The organism is Chitiniphilus purpureus, from assembly GCF_025642115.1.
Taxonomy (GTDB): domain Bacteria; phylum Pseudomonadota; class Gammaproteobacteria; order Burkholderiales; family Chitinibacteraceae; genus Chitiniphilus; species Chitiniphilus purpureus.
Window position 1 is genome coordinate 275,391 of record NZ_CP106753.1, and the last position, 20,004, is coordinate 295,394.

Sequence of the window (20,004 nt, forward strand, 5' to 3'; positions counted from 1 at the left end):
CGGCAGGGGCAGGCGACGATGCACTTATTCGATGATTTCTCGCCAATTCACCGGCGTCACCGTTCTCGACATATTGATCTTGTTGCAGCGAAGCGGCGTGCAGTCGGCAGCAGCGATCTGGTTCTTGTCGTTCTTGCAGCCATAGCAGCGGCCACCGTCGTTGGCACTGCCCAATCCCGTCATCGGCATCTGCGAAGCACTGGTGGTGGAGCCGTTGGGCAGATAGGCGAACGTGGTGTACCCAATATTGTTGAGGCCCGGAATCGGCTGATTGGTGCCACTTTGCACCATGGTGAAGCGCTGCCGGGTCATGGTGCCGGTGTAGTCGATCGTAATGGAAGAGGTACTACCGTCAACCGTGCATGCCGCCTGGCTGCCGCTGAAGTTCATCGTATTGAAGACGACATAACGATTGCCGATTGTGCGCGGCCGCCCGACCATGCGTGAACCCTTGCCCGTCTGATTGTCCAGATCGACGAGGTCGAAATACCAGCCTGGTGTCTTGGCCCAATCGATCGGGCATTTGCCACCACAGTCGTCATCGACTTTGGAATGGCCTCTGATATCGCTGAGCGTGATGTGCTTCTCGGGATCGGTGATCTTCGCGTTGTAGGCTTCCACATCTTTCTGCGTGTAATACGAATACACACGCTTCAGCAGACCGCTCTTCTGCACCTCCTTGTCCTTGTCCATGATGGCGTAGAAGCTATTGACCTGATTCTCGGAAGGGCAGGAATGGGTGGCAGAGACCTTGCCGTCGACGCCATTCTGCGGCAGATCGCAATCCCCCAGGTATTTGCCGGTACCAAAGAACACGATATGGTTGGACGGCAGCTGATAGGGATCGGTCGCCGGGCTGGCAGTGCATGCCTTTTTCTCTGGCGAACCGCCAATGGCCGGATGTTCCTTGATCGGCTGCCGATTACCGTACTGGTCTTTCGTGGTGAACAACGGCTGAGGCGTGCCGCCGCTTTCAAAGGAGACCTTCCACTTGGAGGGATCGCTATTGCGCAGATCGAACTTCCACATATTGCCATACAGGTCACCGGCATAGACGAGATCAGTCGTGGAATCAGGTGTCCACGTTGAGTTGTCCTTCGCGTCGCAGGCATAAAGGGTTTGCAAATCCAATGCGGTAGGGCTGGCCAAACCGTTGGCATCGGCCGCACTGCCCTGTTGCACATCGATCTTGATGTATTTGCCGCTCCAACTGCCATTGACCGGGCCGCTTGCCTCCAGCAGATACAACACTGCCCTGCCATTGGTACTGTTGAAACCGTTGCCGACGATCACCCGCCATTTTCCATCATTGGTTTTGACAATCAATGGTGAACCTGGTTGATAACCCATGTCCGGGTCGTCCTTGTCGGTGAATTCCCAACGAACAATATTGGCCGCTTTACTTTCAGTAAAATCGCCAGCAGTACGAACGCCCTTATCAGTAAGCTTGCCCGGTTTGGTTACATCCAGCGCCACGACCCCTTTACCACCGAATCCTGCTGTAGCCACCAACAATGTCGACCAATTTCCGCCAAAATAAACATCATCAATGGAAATCAGTCCGTTCATATAGAATTCGTGACCGTAGTTCTGATACGACAATTTACCCAATTTGTCGTAGAGGAACGACGGCACATAGGCCAGACTCTCGCGGCCTGCTTCGGGGTTGGCCTCTGTACTGTTGCTGTTGAGATAGGCATCTTCCAAACCGTGCAGCATGCCGCCATTGGCACCGACGTAGATCATCGGCATACGTTGTTCGTTTTCGCTATGGAAAAGATCGTATTTGTTCTCGGTATGGGCGCCGATATTGCCATTCTGTATGCGGTAAGTGGACGAATCCAGGATATCGCCGATATAGTTGGAGCGGCCATTGACGCGTTGCCGGACACGGAAATCGGTGCTCGCCGTGCCCTCATTGCTGCCATCGCCACGCAGATAGTCCAGGCGCGCGGCAAACCGGTTGTCTACCGTACCCGCCGCATTCTTGTTCAAGGCGATGTATTGACTGTCAGTCGCGACAAACGAGTTCGAGCGGAAGGGAACCCCCAGCCGCGTGCGGGCATGGGACGTCAACACCACACGTTCGCCGGCGGGAAGCAATTTGTCGCTGCTGCTCCAGATCTTGGCCCCGATGGTGGCATCGCCGGGCATATTGGTGAATGCCGCGACTTCACCACTCCACTTGTCGACGATATAGGAAGCACGGTAGATGGCACGACCGCCATTGACATTGGCCCCGCCACTGGCAGCCCCGACCTGGGCCACCGCCCGCGCAGTGGCATCGATCCTGGCAAATGCCTTGCCCAGTTGTTCCTTCATCCGCAGCGGATTGACGACCAGGAAATAGCTGTCGGGAATACCGTTGTTGTCACCATCCCACTCGGCCACGTCGTCAAGCCGGTTCAGATCCGCACTGGTCTCCAGATCGTTGTCGAAGAAGCCACCGTATTTGGCCAGATACCACAGCGGGCTCTTCAGATCGGTGACCGTGGCACTGCCGGTATTGATGGTAAAGGTGCGTGAGCTTCTCACCGGCAGCGCTACGTTGTCCTGCCAGCGGTTCGCGTTGGCGAGGTCGGCGTTGGGAGGAACATCTTGATAATAATCGACATCGCTGGCCGGATTCGCCCCGGCGTGCTGGCACGGTGTTTGAAGAGGTGCAGGATTGGCGGTATCGCAATCGCGCACCACCAGATAGACATCGTCATTGGTGGTGCCGGAGATGATATAGCCCAAATGTTGGACAATACCCCCCGCTGCATACAGCGAATCGACATTGACGGTTACAGTATTGTTCTCATTGAGTATGACCTCATACGAGGCAATGGCATCCATATCATGGTCGCCGCCATACTCGACATCCTCGAAATTCACCCGGAACTTGTAATAGGGTTGTCCAAACTTCCGGGCTCCCACATCATCGCCTTGTTTGTCATAGGGAAACCCGGGCACGTTGCGGATGGTGTCGATATAAAAATCGACGATCTGGTTGGTCGGCTGATACTGGCCAGCTTCGCGGTTGATGGTGGTGGACGCCCAGTAAACCGACTTGGCATACGGCACCAGCGAAACGGTTCGGCCTTCGCCCACGGGGATATCGATCTTAGGCAGTGGTGAGGCCAGCGCCACGGCGAAGGTGCTCACCATCTGCTTGCCATTGGCTGGGTTGATGTCGGTGGTACGGGCGTGTTCGGCGAGCATCACCGATTTATAACTGCCGGCCTTGGTTGGCTCCTCGGCAAGCCCGGTGATCCTGTTGAAACTGTCTACGCGCTTGATAGTGGGCGCGTTGTTGTTGTTGCATGCCGGATCGGTGTCTTTATCGAGGCAATTATTGGCCACCACGACATTTTTGGCACCTCCGAATTCCGTATTCCACAGCGCTTCACCACGACCAACGTAGTCAACTGTCGTGCCATTCAGGCTGGAGTTCGTCAGATTGTCACCATCCCACGACGGATTGATATCGGTGATCAGCGTGACAAACGGCTTGGAGCAGACATCGTTGTTGCCGGCCGCATACGGGTCTTTCCACGTGGTCAGTTCGGGCAGGCCGAGGTTGGCGCCCAGCGTATCGCCGGAGAAATTGCTGGTGGCGCTCTTGGCCCCGGCATAGTAGCGCATCGCCTCGTACAGCATTTCCGCGACCGGATTGCCCCAGGCGCTGCAATTGCCATCGGCCAGCGGCCGGTTGACGTAGCCCCAACTACATGAATAAATACGTTCCTCGATATACGGATTCCAAGGCACGGCAAACCTGCCATAGCCTTCGATACGCATCGAATTCAGTGTCTTGATGATCCCATTGACATCGGCTTTGAAGGTGCCGTTTTCCGGATCGATCTCGTTGTTGAACCTGCCGATATCGGCACGCACCGTGCCGCCCTGCATATTGTGGCTGTAGCTGCCGGTCAACAAACCAAAGCGCATGTTGTCCGAATCACCGTATTCCTGCAAAAGGCCGGTCGGCTTGTAGCTGTCGCCGTATTTCTTGCAATTGTCTTCCAGGCCTACGTTCTGATTGCATACTTGTACTCGCACGATCAAATCCGTAGGAGTGCCCAACGAACCATCGGCGACAGGAGAAGCCTTGCTGACCCAAGCCCAGATGCGCTGCTGGGAATTAGTCAGATAGCGTAGCAGCGGTGGATTGTTGATGCCGCCATCCCCATTTACATAGAGAGTGGTGTTGGCGAATAAATGTTTTGTATCGCCAGTAGGCTGTGACAGGGGAGTAAATTCGTCAATCCGATAGCCGTCCACTGTTGGGCTGGTATATTCCTTGCCCCAGGAATGCGCCTCCTGCGGAATATAGGAGCGCTGCAATATGGTCGACGTTGCTGTGTCGGTGGAACGGTGCCCGCCATACAGCACCTTGCGCAGAGCGTCCATACGCGAGGTCGTCACATAGTTCAGAAAATCCCCACTCCACTCGGCTCTTGAATTGGGGCATTTCTTGTTTTTTGTGACTTCGACGGGTACGAAAACGCCGCGACTATAGTTGTAGCATTTATAGGAATCAAAATAGCCGTAATAATCGATCTGGAAATTGCCTTTCTCGGGCGGCTCTTTCACATTTTTCAAATCAACACCGCGATAGCCCACATCGTAATAGGTGTCGTCATTCAGATCCGATGCATCGTTATAAGCCTCGTACCACAGTTTATGGTCACGGCCGATCACCAGCATGTTCAACGGCGGCGCACTATTGAGCTGATTGAGCGGCTTATAGGGATCCTGGCTGGATTGGGTGATCTTGGCTGCATAACCGGTGGAAAGGATGGCACTGCAAAAGAAAGCGAGATAGACGCGGGTTTTCATGTTCTTTTCCTTCAGCTATCGCAGGCTTTGACCACGGAACGCAGGATGGAGGCGCTTTGCGCATTGCTCCCCTGGCCAAATGCGGTGATCTCGTAGAAATTGCAGCTCTTGCCGCCGGGCGAGGCCGTGCCCAGTTCGCGGACCACATAGCGGGGCTGCTCGCCCGTGGCACTGGGGAACGACGCCGGCGTCCCGACCGGCACCTTGTTTGCGCCACGGTTGTTGCAGGCCGCATTGACAGCGCAGGTGGCGGCTTGATTCGCGATCCAGAAGGCAGGGCTGTCGAAACGCGATGTATCGTAGCTTTTCGGGCAGGCACCGCCGGTACAGCCGCTGGCGCTGACCGCAGGCGGCTCTTCCACCAGGGCTCCGCGCGCCTGTGCCAATGCATACTCGGCCGCCTGGAATGCCTGGCTGTGATTGCGGTTGTTGCCCGCCACCCGTTCGTAGACTGTTGCGGAACGCACGGCATAGACGACGACCAGGGTAAGCACCAGCATGAAGATCACGCTGGTGATCAGGATAAATCCGCGTTTTCGTGCAATGAAGCACATGGGAGCCTCGTTCAATCGAAACGGTTGCGAAGTTGCACAGTGGCGGTGAAGGTGCGGTAGAGGCGTTTGTCCGTCGCGGTCTGGGTGACACCACTGCAGTCCTGGTATTTCATCGCTTCGTTGACCAGGTTGATCTCGGCGCTTCGCAACACCACACACAGACGGGCTGCATAGACCTTGGCCCAGGTCGCTGCCGCCGCCGCGACATACTGGTCGGGTATCCTGTCGCTCCCGGTGTCCTGCCCGTACCGCATGCTGTAATCGACCACGTTGCTGACCAGCACCCTCGCATTGCTCTTGTCCGCCGCGGCGCAATTGAGCGTGTCGGCATTGTCGTCGTGGTACAACACAAAGGTGTAGCGGGTCGTAGCGGCACCGGCGGCCTTGAGGAATGGATAATCGGCATCGTTGCTTGTCTCGCAACGGATCACATTCCCATCAGTATCGCCATAGAAGCGCACATGGATGCCGTCATCGTCTTCAAGCAGCGTGTCGCCGGCAGCAAAGGGCGTCGCCGCCGGGAATGCCGCGATGAGGATCTGGCCACCGGCACTGCCGTTCCACGAGCGATAGCCTGATTGCGTCAGCATCCGCTTGTAGGTTTCCAGCACATATTGCCCGTCGTCGCTCAACCGGCTCTGGGCTGCCTGCAGCCGGAAGGTCTGGCGCGTCTGCGAGTAGACGCTGGCGATGGCCAGCGCGAGCAGCAGCGCCAGCGACAGGCCGATCATGAGTTCAACGATGGTGAAACCGCGAAGGCGATGCATGCTGATGGGCCGGCTCAGATTGGGGTCGAGAACAGGCTCAATGTCGCCTGCTGCTTTGCGTTCACACTGCTGGCATCACCCCGTTCGACCGAGCTGACGTTCTCTTGCCACCAGATCTTGACCACATACGGGGCCGTGGCGTATCCGGCGCTGCCGGGCGCTAGGCAGCCTGTCAGGCTTGCAAAGTTGGCATGGTCGGGTGCTACCGGCTTGCTGGTGTAGGTGCCGGCTCCCGGCGTGTTCTTGGGATCATTGTTCAAATTGTTGTCGCGGCAGATCACCCCCCCACCTTCGCTGCCGGCCGGCAGGCTTGCGGCAACCAGATTCTTCCAGGCCGCCAGATCCTGGGCCGCCAGCGCCGCACCCGCGGTATTGGCAGGCTGGGTGAAACCGCTGGGCCAACTGCAGGTGATGGCACCGGCGGCACTGGCATCCACCGCGCATATCAGGCGCGCATAGTCCGGCGCCAGCGGGATCACGGCCCCGTTCTCGTCATACGCCGCCGCCCCACCGTCCGATTCGCTGCGGCGAGGCGAGCGGTTGGCGCGGATCCGGTCGGCCAGGTCATTGGCAAGGTCGGAGGCAATCGAGCGCGAATAGGCGCTCTGGCTGTTCTTGAGTGAATACACCTGCAGCGAAGCAAGCCCCAATATGCCGAGTGCCAGTACCGCCAGCGATACCAGCACTTCGATCATGATGATGCCAAGTTGGTTGGTGCGCATGACTGACCCTTAGCCGGTACATGTATCTTGCTGCGATCTAGAGACCCGGCCGGTCTTGTCGACGCTGACCACCCGTTTCTTGCGTCCCGTGATGCAGAACTCGAAGTCCACGGTCTGGGCACTCGCGTTGATCATCGAGTGGAAGCGGATCCGGGTGATGTTGTTGTTGACGCCAAGACGGTCCACGCCTTCCACTTGATTGCCCACACGGATGAGCGTGTCGTTTGCCCTGTCGTAGTTCGTACCGCTGCCGTTGGTGGCGAAGATGATCCAGCCCGTGGCCCAGTTGGGATTGGCCGTGATGCAGGCAGGATTGCTGGCCGTTGGGTTGGCCGAATTGCAGATCACCACCGCGCGGTTGCGTTTGATCGCTTCGGTACGCGCCAGCATCAGGCTGGTGAGCAGTTCCTCCGAGGCGGCGACGAGGCGGCTGTCGCGGATCATCGCTTGATAGCTGGGTGTGGCGATGGCCAGGATGATCGCAATGATGGAGACGACGATCATCGCCTCCATCAGCGTAAACCCCGCTTGCCGCATAGTGCCGCTCCTGGCTTTATCAGTATGTTCTGATAAATATAATCAGCGGCCGATCGGTTGGGAAGCAAACACCTCTGACGGGCGTGCGGAGAAAGGAGATTGAATGGCAGGACAGCATGCTGCCGGCCACTCAGTCTCTCAGCCCGGATTGAAATCCGGAGATGGGGGTACTTAACGCGTGTTCAGTGCAATCTGGGCAAAAACCTTCCGGGCAGCGGCAAAGGTTGCTTCCAGGTCTTCTGCACTGTGCTGGCACGAGACGAAGCCTGCCTCGAACGCCGAAGGGGCAAAATAGACGCCCTCTTCGAGCATGGCATGGAAGAACGCGTTGAAGGCCGCCCGGTCGCTGTTCATCACTTCACCATAGCTTGTGGGCGGATGCGGACTGAAATAGATACCGAACATGCCGCCGACCGCCTGCGCGCTGAAGACGGTGCCATTCGCGTTGGCCGCATCGCACAGCCCTTGCGCCAATGCCGTGGTCTGCCTGCCCAGTGTTTCGAAGAAGCCGGGGGCGGCGATTTCGTTCAAGGTCGCAAGCCCGGCGGCGACCGCCACCGGATTGCCCGAAAGCGTTCCGGCCTGGTACACCGGGCCCAGCGGCGCAAGCTTGGCCATGACGTCCGCACGGCCGCCGAACGCGGCCAGGGGCATGCCGCCGCCGACCACCTTGCCAAGGCAGGTGAGATCGGGCTGGATGCCGTGCAGCCCCTGCGCCCCTTGCGGCCCCACCCGGAAACCGGTCATGACCTCGTCGTAGATCAAGAGGCTGCCATGCGCCTGGGACAATGTGCGCAACGCGTTCACAAAGGCGGGGCTGGGCTGGACCAGATTCATGTTGCCGGCGATGGGCTCGACGATAATGGCGGCGATCCGGTCGCCCTGCTGCGCGAACAGCGTCTGCAACGCGTCGACATCGTTGTAGGGCAGCACGAGGGTGTCGGCTGCCGCGCCTGCAGGCACCCCGGCCGAGGATGGGTTGCCGAAGGTGAGCAGCCCCGACCCTGCCTTGACCAGCAGCGCATCGGCGTGGCCGTGATAACAGCCCTCGAACTTCACGAGCTTGTCGCGGCCGGTGTAGCCCCGTGCCAGGCGGATGGCGCTCATGGTGGCCTCGGTCCCGCTCGAAACCAGCCTGACCTGCTGCATGCTGGGCATGCGCTGGCATAGCAGGTCGGCAAGCTCGACTTCGGCCGCGGTGGGCGCACCAAAGGACAAACCGTTGCGGGCAGCACGTGTCACGGCCTCGAGCACCGCCGGATGGGCATGGCCCAGGATCAGTGGCCCCCAGGAACCGACATAGTCGATATAGCGCTTGCCGTCGACGTCCCACACGTGGGCCCCCGCCCCGCGCTCGAGAAAGCGGGGTATCCCGCCGACCGAGCCAAACGCACGCACCGGCGAATTGACCCCGCCGGGGATGTGGTGGCAAGCGCGTTCGAACAAACCGTCGTTTGAAGTCATATGGTGTCTGGAGCCCGGTTACCAGCGGTTATAGGGATGCTGGGACAGATAGCTGTTGTAGTAGCGCGCGTCATGCGAGACCTCCTCACCCAGCCAAGCGGGGCGTGTGAACTCGGCATCGACCGCGGGCAATTCGATCTCGGCGACGACCAGCCCGGCATTGTCGCCATGGAATTCGTCGATTTCCCAAACATACGGGCCGGTTTGCAACAGGTGGCGGGTCTTGTCCAGCACGTGGGGGCAGAGCGCCAGCATGGCTTCGGCATCGGTGTGGGGAATGGGGTATTCGAACTCGACACGGCTGATGCCGTGGTTCTGGCCCTTCACGGTCAGAAAGCCCGCCTCCCCCTTGATCCGGACCCGCACCGTGCGTGCCGGTTCAGCGCTCAGATAGCCCTGGGCGATCCGCACCGAGGTATGCGGCAGCGTGCGCCAGATATCGCTCGACAGCAGGAACTTGCGTTCGATTTCGGTCGCCATGGTGTCTTCAGAACGGCTTGACGATGACTAGGATGACCACGCATACCAGGACCAGCACCGGCAGTTCGTTGAACCAGCGGAACCACACATGACCATGGCGGTTGCGGTTGGCGGCGAAATCCCGGTACAGCCTCCAGCACCAGGCATGGTAGCCCACCAGCACCAGCACCAGCACCAGCTTGACGTGCATCCAGTACCAGCCCTTGCCGGCATAGAAGCCGTAGTACCACCACGTCACCGCGCCCAGGATCAACGCCAACGCGGCAAGCGGGGTCATGAAGCGCAGCAGCTTGCGCTCCATCAGCAGCAACCGCGCCTGGGTCACGCTGTCATCGGCCATGGCATGATTGACGAACAGCCGTGGCAGGTAGAACAAACCGGCGAACCAGCTGATGACAAAGATCAGGTGGAACGATTTAGCCCATAGCACCTGGATACGCTCACTTGTTCGATTTGTCGGAGCGGGCGCTCCGGTACAAGGGCTCGACTGCCGGAATCTTGGCCTGCAGGTCGCGGATACGCGTCTGGCTTGACGGGTGGGTGGACAGGAACTGCGGCGTCGCGCCGCCGCCTGCGCTTGCCATCTTCTGCCATAGCGTGATGGACGCCTGCGGGTGGTAGCCGGCACGCGCCGCCAGTTCCAACCCCATGGTATCGGCCTCGGACTCATGTTCGCGGCTGTTGGGCAGCGAATAGGCCACCTCGGTGACCTGGTCGGCCACCCCCAGGTAACCGTCGTACTTGCCGCCGGTCAACCACGACAGCCCTTGCAGCGCCAGCTGCTTGTTGTAGGCCTGGCTCATGCGCTCACGGGCATGCTCGCGCAATGCATGCGCAATCTCGTGCCCCATGATCTGGGCGATCTCATCATCGGTGAGCTTGAGTTTTTCGATGATGCCCGAGTAGAACATGATCTTGCCGCCCGCCATGCAATAGGCGTTGAGCTGATCGTTCTTCTCGATGTTGACCTCCCACTGCCAGCGCGCCGCATCGGGACGATAGACCGCTGTCTGGGGAATGAGGCGCTCGGCGATCGCGCGCACCCGCGCCACCATCTTGGCATCCGCGTTGAGCGTCCCCTTGGTGCGGGCCTTGGCCAGCGTCTCCTGGTAGGACTGCGCCGACATCTGCACGACCTGCTGTTCGGAGAGCAGGGCGCTCATGCTTTGTTTGCGATCGACCCCCACGGCACCGCCGCTGGTGGTGCTGACTTGCTGGCACCCGGTGACTGCCAGGGTGACCAGACCTGCAAGCATCAGTTGCTTCATCGGTTCAGACGCTCCTTATGGCGAATTGTTGAAACGGTGCTCAGATCTCCACCATCTCGAAATCATCCTTGCGCGCGCCGCAATCAGGACAGGTCCAGTTGGGCGGCACGAGATCCCAGGGAGTGCCGGGCGCGATATCGTCGTCCGGGCGGCCCTCGGCTTCGTCATAAATGAAACCACAAATCAAGCACATGTATTTTTTCATCCGGTGTCCTCGGAGCGCTGGTTTAGAATCCGATTCTACCCCATCCCTTACGCCCGCCGCGATGCACCCCACCCCCCCACTCGTGCTTGTGTTTGCCGCCAACGACCCGTCCGCCGGGACCGGATTGGCTGCGGATCTGACGACACTGTCGTCACTGGGCTGCTATGCGCTGCCCATCGTCACGGCGTTGACAGTGCAGGACACGGCCGGGTTGCAGGAAGTACTGGCGATCGAATCGGACTGGGTCAATGAACAGGCCCGCTATGTGTTGGAAGACATGCGGGTCGACGCGATCAAGGTGGGGTTGGCCGGCAGCATCGAGAACCTGGCCGTGATCGCCGAGATCGTGGCGGACTACCCGGACGTGCCGCTGGTGCTCGACCCCGTACTGGAGCACAGCCAGCGCGATGAATATTCCACCGACGAGTTCGCAGCCGCGCTGCGCGACCTGCTGCTGCCGCATTCACTGATCGTATGCACCAACAGCAGCAAGGCGCGACGCCTGGGGTCGGACGATGCCGAGGAGCAGGATGACCTGCCGCTCGATGCCGCGGCCGGCCGGCTGATCGACCGCGGCTGTGAATATGTGCTGATCACCGGGGCGCAGGAACAGACCAGCAAGGTCAGCAACACGCTGTATTCGCGCCATGGCCGTGTACGCAGCGACCAGTGGGACCGGTTGCCGGGCCGCTTCCACGGGTCCGGGGCCACGCTGTCGGCGGCGCTGGCCGGGGCCCTGGCCAGCGGCGTCGAACTGTCCGCCGCGGTGCACGATGCGCAGGAGTACGTCTACCAGACGCTGTCGCATGCCTTCCGACCCGGGATGGGACAGATGGTGCCGGACCGGATGTTCTGGGCCCGGCCGGAAGAAACGCAACAGGAGCAATGACATAGCAGCAGGCGTGGCTTGCCGTGCCTTTTGTTTTTGCCGGAATTGCGTATATTGAGTGGCTCCCAACCATTCGGCCTCCCATTGATCCAAGATGGGTGGTCTTCGGATTTAGTACCGCACTTTCAAGCGGTTAGGGAACCACCGTCATGAATGCCCCTCGGCCTCTCCTTGCACCTGCGCCGTGCCCGCGACTTGAACGGGCCATCAACAGAATGGTGCGCGATCTGGCAGCGCCATTGACGCTGTCCGATCTGGCGGAGGCGGCACATTACTCGCCCTGGTATCTGGTACGCCGCTTCCAGCTGCACTACCAGACCACGCCACAGGCCTTTCTGTGGCGGCTGCGCCTGGAGGTGGCGGCGTCGCTGCTGCATTGGGCACCGCGCATGCCGATCGGTGAAGTGGCACTTGCAGTCGGGTTTTCGTCCGCGGCCACGTTCAGCCGCGCGTTCAACCGGACCTTCGGCTTCACCCCAAGTGCATGGCGCAAGGGGACACCACCCGCACGCGAATGGCTCAATACCAATCTGGGACCGATCTCATACCAGCCCGGTCAGGCCATCGCCGGCACCGAGGCTGACTACCAATGGTCGTTCGCCGAGGTCGCAACGCGCATCTCGGTCGAGGAATGGCCGGCCGCACGCATGCTCACGGTGCGGGAAGTCGGGGACTATGGCTGCCATCTGCACAAGCTGTTCGAGCAGCTGGAGACACAATGCCGGCAGAACCAGATCGAGCCGACATCCTTGCAGCGCTACGGCCTGATCTGGAACGACCCCGCCACCACGCCGGCGGGCCGCCGCCGCTACGACGCGGCGATCGAGATCGCGCCACAGGTCCGGTTGCCACGCGGCATGGGCGAGTATCGGATGCCGGTTGGTCGCTGGGCGGTCTTCCATCACGGTGGCACGACCGATGACATCGGTCCGCGGTGGCGCGACCTGATGCTGACCTGGCTGCCGCAGACCGGGTTGGTTCCCGATCCCTCGCGGCCTCGACTGGAACGTTATTACACGGACAGCCGTTACGATCTATGCCTGCCGCTGACGGCCTGAGCATGGCGCTGCCGCAGGTGATCGTGCTCAACGGCACCAGCAGTTCCGGCAAGTCTGCGTTGGCGCGTGCGTTGCAGGAACAACTGCCCGAGCAATTCATCAATTTCTCGATCGACAGCGTCCTGTACGGCCTGCCGGCGTCCGACCTGGCACGGATGCAGCGCGGCGAGCCGATCGACCGTGCCGGCTACAGCTGGACCGCGTTGGTGCGGGGCTATCATTACGCGCTGCCATCGCTGCTGCAGGCGGGGCTGAAACTGATCGTCGACAACGCATGGTGCGAGGCGGAGGAGACGCAGGAACTCCTGACCGAACTGGCGGGCTACCCGGTGACGCTGGTGGCGGTGCATTGCGATGCAGCCATCCTTGCTGCGCGCGAAGCGGCCAGGGGCGACCGTGCCCCGGGCCTATCCGCTTGGGAGTTGCCGCGGGTACATGCCTGGATGGACTACGATCTGCAGATCGATACCAGTACCATCTCTGCCGATGACGCTGCCGCCCAACTGGTGGCGCAGCTGGTGGACGGCCCTCCCACAAGCGGCGCGGCAGCCACCTTGGTCCGACTGCAGCAACGGGGCTGAACCGGGCACCAACGACGGGATCCGGACTGTCATGCCACGGCGCGTGCGCTACACCTGCGCAGGCGGCTGATAGCACCAGTGCCACGGCTCATAGACATAGCCATAGCGATTGTCGCGTGGGAAGGACAGCGTAAAGCCGAATTGCGACGCATGCGCCTGCAACCAGGCAAACGCCGGCGTCTGCTCAAAGGCTTCCTCGACCACCGGGCCACCCGGACTGAATACATCGACGGCGCGACCGGTATGGTGTTCGCTGCACCCAGGCGGTGCCAACACCTGCAGGATGGTCGATAGCGGTTGCCCGGCATCGAGTTTGCGGCGGATCAGCTCTCCCTGCCTGGCGGTGGCGCGATAGGCCGAGGCGATCCGCAATGTGACGCCGTCGCCCGCGGCCGCCGCCTGCATCGCCCGCCAGGCTGCCGCAGCTTCCACGGTCAATTGCCAGACGCGGCCGTCCAGGCCAGTCTCCACATCGACCAGCGCGGTGGCCTCTTCGTAGATGCACAGGCGCTTCTCGGCAAGTATCGCCTCGGCAATACCCAATTCCTGCCAGATGGCACGCAGCGACTCGTTCACGGCGTCGTTTACTCCTGTTGGACCGAACGGCGCATCATGTTCGGCACCGGCGGCTTGAGGACCTTCATCATCGGCTTTCGGATATCCAAAGCAGGCAATGGCAAGGTTGCCTCCACAGCCCACAGCAAGCCGCATGGCTTTTCCAGCCGCGCCGCCTGGCTATACGTATTTCTCAGAACCCCGGAAACTTCAAACCCGCGTTCACCGGCTTGCCCTTGCGGGCCCGCCTTCCAACGTAGGGCGCCATTTCATTCGCGTCCAGGGTCAGTTCCGTGGTCTTGCCACCGCGCCCGGTGCCAGTGAGTTTCAACGTCAAGCCATCGCACACGGTGACAGCCGCCAGTTGATCCTTGTCGTCCAGCGCCGTCGTGATGACCCCACGCCCACCACCGGCGAGCTGCTTGAATTCTGCATAGGGGAACAGATGCAGCTTGCCCAGACGGGTCAAGCACGCCACCAGTGATGTTTCACGTGGAACAAAGGTCGACAGCTTGAGCAGTGTTTCACCCGGCTCCAGCGAGATAAAGCTCTTCCCCGCCTTTTGCCGTGACAACAGATTCTCGAACTGGCAGACAAAGCCGTAACCCGCGGAATTGGCGATGATCACCCATTCTTCGCCCTTGGCCGCCAGCAACTGCGTGATACGGCTCTTGGCGGCCAGTTCCACCAGCGTGGTCACCGGCACGCCGTCACCACGCCCACCTGGCACGCTCGCAGCCTGGATGGTATAGACACGACCATCGCTGCCGAACAAGGCGACCGGATCGACTGTACGGCATTCAATGGCGGTCAGCAGTCGATCGCCTTCTTTGAAATTCAGGTTCTGCAGCTCAATGCCATGCCCCTGCCGGCTGCGGATCCAGCCCTTCTCCGACAGGATCAGCGTCATCGGCTCATCGACCACGGCCACCTCCAGCACCGCCTTCTCGGCCTCCTCGATCAGGGTGCGACGTGGATCGGCATATTTCTTGCGATCGGCTTCAATTTCCTTGATCACGCGCTTCTGCATGGCCGCGCCGTTGGTCAGCAGATGGGCCAGCTCTTCCCGCTCGCTGCGCAGTGCCGCCAGCTCCTGCTCGATCTTGATTCCTTCCAGCCGCGCGAGCTGGCGCAGCCGGATCTCCAGGATATCCTCGGCTTGCCGGTCACTCAGTTGGAAACGGGCAATCAATGCCGGCTTCGGCTCATCGCTTTCGCGAATGATACGGATCACCTCGTCGACATTGAGGAAGACGATCATCCGGCCTTCGAGGATATGGATACGGTCATCCACCTTGCCCAGCCGGTATCCGGTGCGACGCCGCACGGTGACGAACCGGAAGTCGACCCACTCGGCGATCAGATCACGCAGTGACTTCTGGCTTGGCCGACCGTCGCGCCCGATGGTGACCAGATTGAGCGGCAGGTTGGTCTCGAGCGAGGTATGCGCCAGCAGCAGCGTCATCAGCTCAGCGGGGTCCTGGCGCGACGATTTGGGCTCGAAGACCAGCCGCACCGCCTGCTCGCGCCCGGACTCATCGCGTACCCGATCCAATTGCGACAGGATCAATTGCCGAGTCTGCACCTGCTCCTGGGTCAGCGCCTTCTTGCCTTTGCGCAGCTTGGGATTGGTCAGCTCCTCGATTTCCTCAAGCACACGCTGGCTGGATGTCCCTTGCGGCAGCTGGGTGACCACCAATTGCCACTGTCCGCGGGCCAACTCCTCCTTCTCCCAGCAGGCACGCAGCTTCAGACTGCCGCGGCCGGTCTCGTAGGCGGCCTGGATGTCACGTTGACTGGAAATCAGCTGGCCGCCGCCGGGCAGATCGGGGCCGCGCAGATATTGCAGCAGCGCCGCGGTATCGAGGTCAGGCGCCTTGATCAACGCGATGGCGGCGTCGGCCACCTCCCCCAGATTGTGCGAAGGGATTTCGGTCGCCATGCCCACGGCGATGCCCGAAGCACCGTTGAGCAACAGCATCGGCAGGCGTGCCGGCAGCAGTACGGGCTCTTCGAACGCACCGTCGTAGTTGGGAATGAAATCGGTGGTGCCCTCGTCCAGCTCGGCCAGCAGCAGTTCAGCAATCGGCGCGAGGCGGGCCTCGGTATAGCGCATCGCCGCCGCCCCGTCGCCATCGCGGCTGCCGAAGTTGCCCTGTCCGTCGATCAATGGATAACGCAGCGAGAAATCCTGTGCGACCCGGACCAGTGCGTCATAAGCAGATTGGTCGCCATGCGGGTGGTACTTGCCGAGCACCTCGCCGACGATCCGCGCCGACTTGACCGGCTTGGCGTTGGCCGCCAGCCCCAGTTCCCACATTGCATACAGAATGCGGCGCTGCACCGGCTTCTGCCCGTCCTCCACCTGCGGCAGCGCACGGCTCTTGACCACGCTCATCGCATATTCGAGATAGTTCTTCTCGGCATACAACGCGAGCTGCACCGATTCACCGTCATCCGGCATCGCCTGCGACGGCGCCGCGTTGATGAAGCGTCGGTTGCCGGACCCATCGGGCACTGGGCCGGGGGCTTCCATTTCGTTATCGAGCAGATCGTGTTCGGACATGGCAGGCATTCTGGAAGATGGCGGAACAATAGCCGGCATTGTAGCCGAGCCGCCCCCCCCTCACCGGTCACTGGCGCAAATTGGCCAGCGAACCATCCTGAGCACAGCAGCGGGATAGGTGCTGCTTCCTGACTGACCATGGATTGACCGCAGCCTGCCATTGTTTCACGTGAAACCAGATCAATGCTCCATCGCCGTAACCGGAGCGCCAGAGGTCGGGCTGGTAGCACTTGCTTGCCCCGTGCCACTGTCCCTGCCATCAGCTGTTGCGGCACGCAGCCTGTCGCACCCCCGCACCAGCAGACACGGTTCAAGCCTTGGGGATGGCACGGCGGCTCGTGCAAGCCAATATCACGGCACCATGCGCGCAGCAATCTGACAACGCAAAGCAACACCTCGGCCGTCCTGGATACGTCATGCTTCGTAACGCGTAGCACCCCAGGTCCCGCACCCGGGCCCACTATGCAGAAAGGGCGACGCGATCGGCAGCCTCGAACTCGGCTAGTTTGCGCTCGAACCAGGCTTCATCACGCCAGCCCGTGAATTCAGCATGCTTGATGTCGTCCCAGATGCTGAACAGCCAGCGCCGGGCAGGCCAGCCTGGCGCGCAGGGCGATTGGGCAAGATAGCGCTCCAGCAAGCGGTAATCCGCCCGGGCATCCGGCAGATGGAACAGATCCAGCTCCCGGTGCGAAAAACGCGCGCCAGCCGGATCGATCACCGCGCACAGTTTCCAGGTGACCGGATCGACAAGGTAGTTGCCGGCGTGTCCGTCATCGTGGATAAAGACCGGCGGGTCCGCGGCCAGCGGCTGCAGGCGTGCTTCCAGACCGCTCAACGTGGCGAGCAGGCGGGATTTGAGACCGCTGCTGAACCCCTCGGCCGATTGCAGGAAGGCGCAGCGCTTGGAGAGATAGGCACGATAGCTGTCCAGGAAGGTGGGATAGCGCACCCCGTCCAGATCCTCGAATGCCTCGCCAAGCTGGGCATGCCAGTGACGTTGCAACGCCACGATCTGCTCGGCCAGCGCATCGGCGTGTTCGACCGGTGTTTCGGTGGCATTCACGCCCGGTACGAAGGTCATCAGGAAACAATCCCATTGCCGCTGCTGCGCCAACTCGAAACGCAGGATCTCCGGTACGGCCAGATGGGCGGGCGTACGTTGCCGCAACAGCCAGGTCGCCTTTGCTTCCTGCACAGCAAAACCCGGGATACGGAAGCGCTTGATGACCCGGCGCCCGCCGCCGGCAAGCTCAAGCAGATAGACCTGCCCGTAGAAGCCATCGATCACCTGGTCGACCCGGGCCGGCCCGCCCAGCCAATCCTGCATGGTCTGGTCCAGCCAAGCCTGGATATCGCTCTGCAGCATGATGCTCTCCCTTTGGTGCGCTCCAACTTAGCTGGCAATCCATTGCCAGGGCAATACACAGGCATGCCGCTGGGCAACACGGGAGAATCATGGCATGCGGGGATGACAGTGCGGTTTACAGGTCGGCCTCGACCTCGTTGCCACGCGCTTCCAGCCAGGCGCGCCGGCTGCTTGCCTCGCCCTTGCCCATCAGCATGTTCATCAGCTCGCGGGTATTGCGGCGCACATCGTCGGGCACGCCGACACGCAGGACGCGGCGGGTATCCGGATTCATCGTGGTCTCGAACAGCTGCTCGGCGTTCATTTCACCGAGGCCCTTGAAGCGACTAATACTCCAGGCGCCTTCGCGCACCTTCTCGGCACGCAGCTTGTCCAGGATCGCGGTCAGCTCACCCTCGTCCAGCGCATAGAACTTGCGTGGCGGCTTGCCCTTGCCCACCCCGGCAACATCCACCCGGTACAGCGGTGGCTGTGCCACATACATATGCCCACTCTCGATCAACCTGGGGAAGTGCCGGTAGAACAGCGTCAGCAACAGCACCTGGATGTGTGAGCCGTCGACATCGGCATCGGACATGATGATGATCTTGCCGTAGCGCAGCCCCGACAGGTCCGGCTTGTCATCCGGCCCGTGCGGGTCGACGCCGATGGCCACCGCGATATCGTGCACCTCGTTGTTGGCGAAGATCTGGTCCCGGTCCACTTCCCAGGTGTTCAGCACCTTGCCCCGCAACGGCAGGATGGCCTGGAAATCTTTGTCGCGCCCGAGCTTGGCCGAGCCGCCCGCCGAGTCGCCCTCCACCAGGAACAGCTCGCAGCGCATGCTCTCGTCGCTGGCGCAGTCGGTGAGCTTGCCCGGCAGCACCGCCACGCCGGAAGACTTTTTCTTCTCCACCTTCTGCGCGTTCTTCTGCCGGCTTTGCGCCGCGCGGATGGTCAGCTCCGCCAACCGCTTGCCCAGCTCCACATGCTCGTTCAGCCACAACTCGAACGGGGGCTTCACCATCTGCGAGACCAGCTTCAGGCCATCGCGGCTGGTGAGCTTGTCCTTGGTCTGACCCTGGAACTGCGGGTCCAGCACCTTGGCCGAAAGCACGAACGAACAGCGCCCGAACAGATCCTCCGGCAGCAGCTTCACCCCTTTGGGCTGCAGATTGTGGAATTCGATGAAGGTCTTCACCGCCTGGAACACGCCGTCGCGCAGACCGGACTCATGCGTGCCGCCGGCCGGGGTCGGGATCAGGTTCACATACGATTCGCGGTTCACCGGGCCGGCTTCACTCCAGGTGAAGGCCCACGCACACCCTTCCCCGGGCGCGAAGGCTTCGTCGCCGGCACCGATGTATTTCTCACCCTTGAAGATGGGGATCAGTGTCTCGTAGCCGGCAAGCTGCTCCGACAGGTAGCCGATCAGGCCATCCGGGTAGCACCACTCCTTGTGCACGAACTCGCCGCCGGCCGTTTCCACATCCAGCGTCACCACCAGGCCCGGCAGCAGCACGGCCTTGGACTTGAGCAGGTGCTCCAGCTCGCCCTGCGGGATGGTCGGGCTGTCGAAATAGCGCGGGTCCGGGCACACAGTGACGGTGGTGCCGGTGTCCTTCCTGGCCACGTTGCCCAGCAACGCCAGCGGTTCGCTGACCTCGCCACCGGCGAATACGATGCGGTGCTGCGCGCCGTCGCGCTTCACCGCCACTTCCAGCCGGGTGGAAAGCGCATTGGTCACCGAGACGCCAACACCGTGCAGGCCGCCGGAGAACGCATAGGCGCCGCCATCCTTCTTGTCGAATTTGCCGCCGGCATGCAGCTGGGTGAACACCACCTGCACTGTCGGCACGCCCTCCTCGGGGTGGATGCCGACCGGAATGCCGCGACCGTCGTCGATCACCTTCAGCGACTGGTCGCGATAGAGCGTGACGTGGATCTTCCTGGCAAAGCCCCCCAGCGCCTCGTCGGCCGCGTTGTCGATCACTTCTTGGCAGATGTGCAGCGGATTGTCGGTGCGGGTATACATGCCCGGACGATGCCGGACCGGGTCGAGACCCTTGAGGACTTTGACGGCGGATTCGTCGTAGCGGGCTGTGCTCATTGCTTTGGAACGGGTAGCGGATATAGCGGGGCAGTCTAGCAAAAGCCGGCCTGACCCGGCCATGTAACCGAAAGTA

At 61.1% G+C, this 20,004-nt stretch carries 17 protein-coding genes; 3 read left to right on the plus strand and 14 right to left on the minus strand.

Going from position 1 to position 20,004, the window contains the following annotated elements; all coding sequences use genetic code 11:
• Nucleotides 1–24: 24 nt before the first annotated feature.
• The 10 genes from N8I74_RS01140 to N8I74_RS01185 form a co-directional block, all read right to left on the minus strand.
• Entirely contained in the window at nucleotides 25–4,824 is a 4,800-nt protein-coding gene (locus N8I74_RS01140; protein WP_263125077.1) for a pilus assembly protein, read from the minus strand.
• Between the two features lie 11 nt (nucleotides 4,825–4,835).
• A complete protein-coding gene (locus N8I74_RS01145; RefSeq protein WP_263125079.1) occupies nucleotides 4,836–5,378 on the minus strand; it encodes a pilus assembly PilX family protein in 543 nt (180 codons plus the stop codon).
• An 11-nt stretch (nucleotides 5,379–5,389) separates the two neighbouring features.
• Nucleotides 5,390–6,145 carry a PilW family protein gene (locus N8I74_RS01150; protein WP_263125080.1) on the minus strand — a complete coding sequence of 252 codons (756 nt, stop codon included), beginning with the start codon at nucleotides 6,143–6,145 and terminating at the stop codon, nucleotides 5,390–5,392.
• 14 nt (nucleotides 6,146–6,159) lie between these two features.
• Entirely contained in the window at nucleotides 6,160–6,867 is a 708-nt protein-coding gene (gene pilV / locus N8I74_RS01155; RefSeq protein ID WP_263125082.1) for a type IV pilus modification protein PilV, read from the minus strand.
• A 9-nt stretch (nucleotides 6,868–6,876) separates the two neighbouring features.
• A complete protein-coding gene (locus N8I74_RS01160; protein ID WP_263125083.1) occupies nucleotides 6,877–7,404 on the minus strand; it encodes a GspH/FimT family pseudopilin in 528 nt (175 codons plus the stop codon).
• A gap of 171 nt (nucleotides 7,405–7,575) precedes the next feature.
• Complete coding sequence (gene hemL, locus N8I74_RS01165; RefSeq protein WP_263125084.1) at nucleotides 7,576–8,868, minus strand: glutamate-1-semialdehyde 2,1-aminomutase; 1,293 nt, start codon at nucleotides 8,866–8,868, stop codon at nucleotides 7,576–7,578.
• Nucleotides 8,869–8,886: 18 nt separating this feature from the next.
• Nucleotides 8,887–9,348: a CYTH domain-containing protein gene (locus tag N8I74_RS01170; RefSeq protein WP_263125085.1), complete on the minus strand. Its 462-nt coding sequence runs from the start codon at nucleotides 9,346–9,348 to the stop codon at nucleotides 8,887–8,889.
• Nucleotides 9,349–9,355: 7 nt separating this feature from the next.
• Nucleotides 9,356–9,778 carry a CopD family protein gene (locus tag N8I74_RS01175; protein WP_408611849.1) on the minus strand — a complete coding sequence of 141 codons (423 nt, stop codon included), beginning with the start codon at nucleotides 9,776–9,778 and terminating at the stop codon, nucleotides 9,356–9,358.
• A gap of 10 nt (nucleotides 9,779–9,788) precedes the next feature.
• Nucleotides 9,789–10,616, minus strand: coding sequence for a M48 family metallopeptidase (locus N8I74_RS01180; protein WP_263125086.1), 828 nt, complete (start codon nucleotides 10,614–10,616; stop codon nucleotides 9,789–9,791).
• Nucleotides 10,617–10,656: 40 nt separating this feature from the next.
• A complete protein-coding gene (locus N8I74_RS01185) occupies nucleotides 10,657–10,821 on the minus strand; it encodes a rubredoxin (RefSeq protein ID WP_263125087.1) in 165 nt (54 codons plus the stop codon).
• A 61-nt stretch (nucleotides 10,822–10,882) separates the two neighbouring features.
• Between N8I74_RS01185 and thiD the strand changes: the two genes are divergently transcribed.
• From thiD to N8I74_RS01200, 3 genes are all read left to right on the plus strand, one after another.
• Entirely contained in the window at nucleotides 10,883–11,710 is an 828-nt protein-coding gene (gene thiD, locus N8I74_RS01190) for a bifunctional hydroxymethylpyrimidine kinase/phosphomethylpyrimidine kinase (protein ID WP_263125088.1), read from the plus strand.
• 215 nt (nucleotides 11,711–11,925) lie between these two features.
• Complete coding sequence (locus N8I74_RS01195) at nucleotides 11,926–12,768, plus strand: AraC family transcriptional regulator (RefSeq protein ID WP_263125089.1); 843 nt, start codon at nucleotides 11,926–11,928, stop codon at nucleotides 12,766–12,768.
• Entirely contained in the window at nucleotides 12,747–13,349 is a 603-nt protein-coding gene (locus tag N8I74_RS01200; RefSeq protein WP_263125090.1) for a chloramphenicol phosphotransferase CPT family protein, read from the plus strand. Before N8I74_RS01195 ends, N8I74_RS01200 begins: the two co-directional genes overlap by 22 nt.
• A 48-nt stretch (nucleotides 13,350–13,397) precedes the next feature.
• Here N8I74_RS01200 and N8I74_RS01205 read toward each other — a convergent pair whose 3' ends face one another.
• The 4 genes from N8I74_RS01205 to parE all read right to left on the minus strand — a co-directional run bounded on the left by N8I74_RS01205 (nucleotide 13,398) and on the right by parE (nucleotide 19,928).
• The gene (locus tag N8I74_RS01205) at nucleotides 13,398–13,925 is read right to left on the minus strand and encodes a M15 family metallopeptidase (RefSeq protein WP_263125091.1); all 528 of its coding nucleotides are present in this window, start codon (nucleotides 13,923–13,925) and stop codon (nucleotides 13,398–13,400) included.
• 172 nt (nucleotides 13,926–14,097) lie between these two features.
• The gene (parC, locus tag N8I74_RS01210) at nucleotides 14,098–16,368 is read right to left on the minus strand and encodes a DNA topoisomerase IV subunit A (RefSeq protein ID WP_408611911.1); all 2,271 of its coding nucleotides are present in this window, start codon (nucleotides 16,366–16,368) and stop codon (nucleotides 14,098–14,100) included.
• 562 nt (nucleotides 16,369–16,930) lie between these two features.
• Nucleotides 16,931–17,839 (minus strand): phosphotransferase, encoded by a 909-nt coding sequence (locus N8I74_RS01215; RefSeq protein ID WP_263125093.1) that lies wholly within the window; start codon nucleotides 17,837–17,839, stop codon nucleotides 16,931–16,933.
• 115 nt (nucleotides 17,840–17,954) lie between these two features.
• Nucleotides 17,955–19,928, minus strand: coding sequence for a DNA topoisomerase IV subunit B (gene parE, locus N8I74_RS01220; RefSeq protein WP_263125094.1), 1,974 nt, complete (start codon nucleotides 19,926–19,928; stop codon nucleotides 17,955–17,957).
• Nucleotides 19,929–20,004 lie beyond the last annotated feature (76 nt).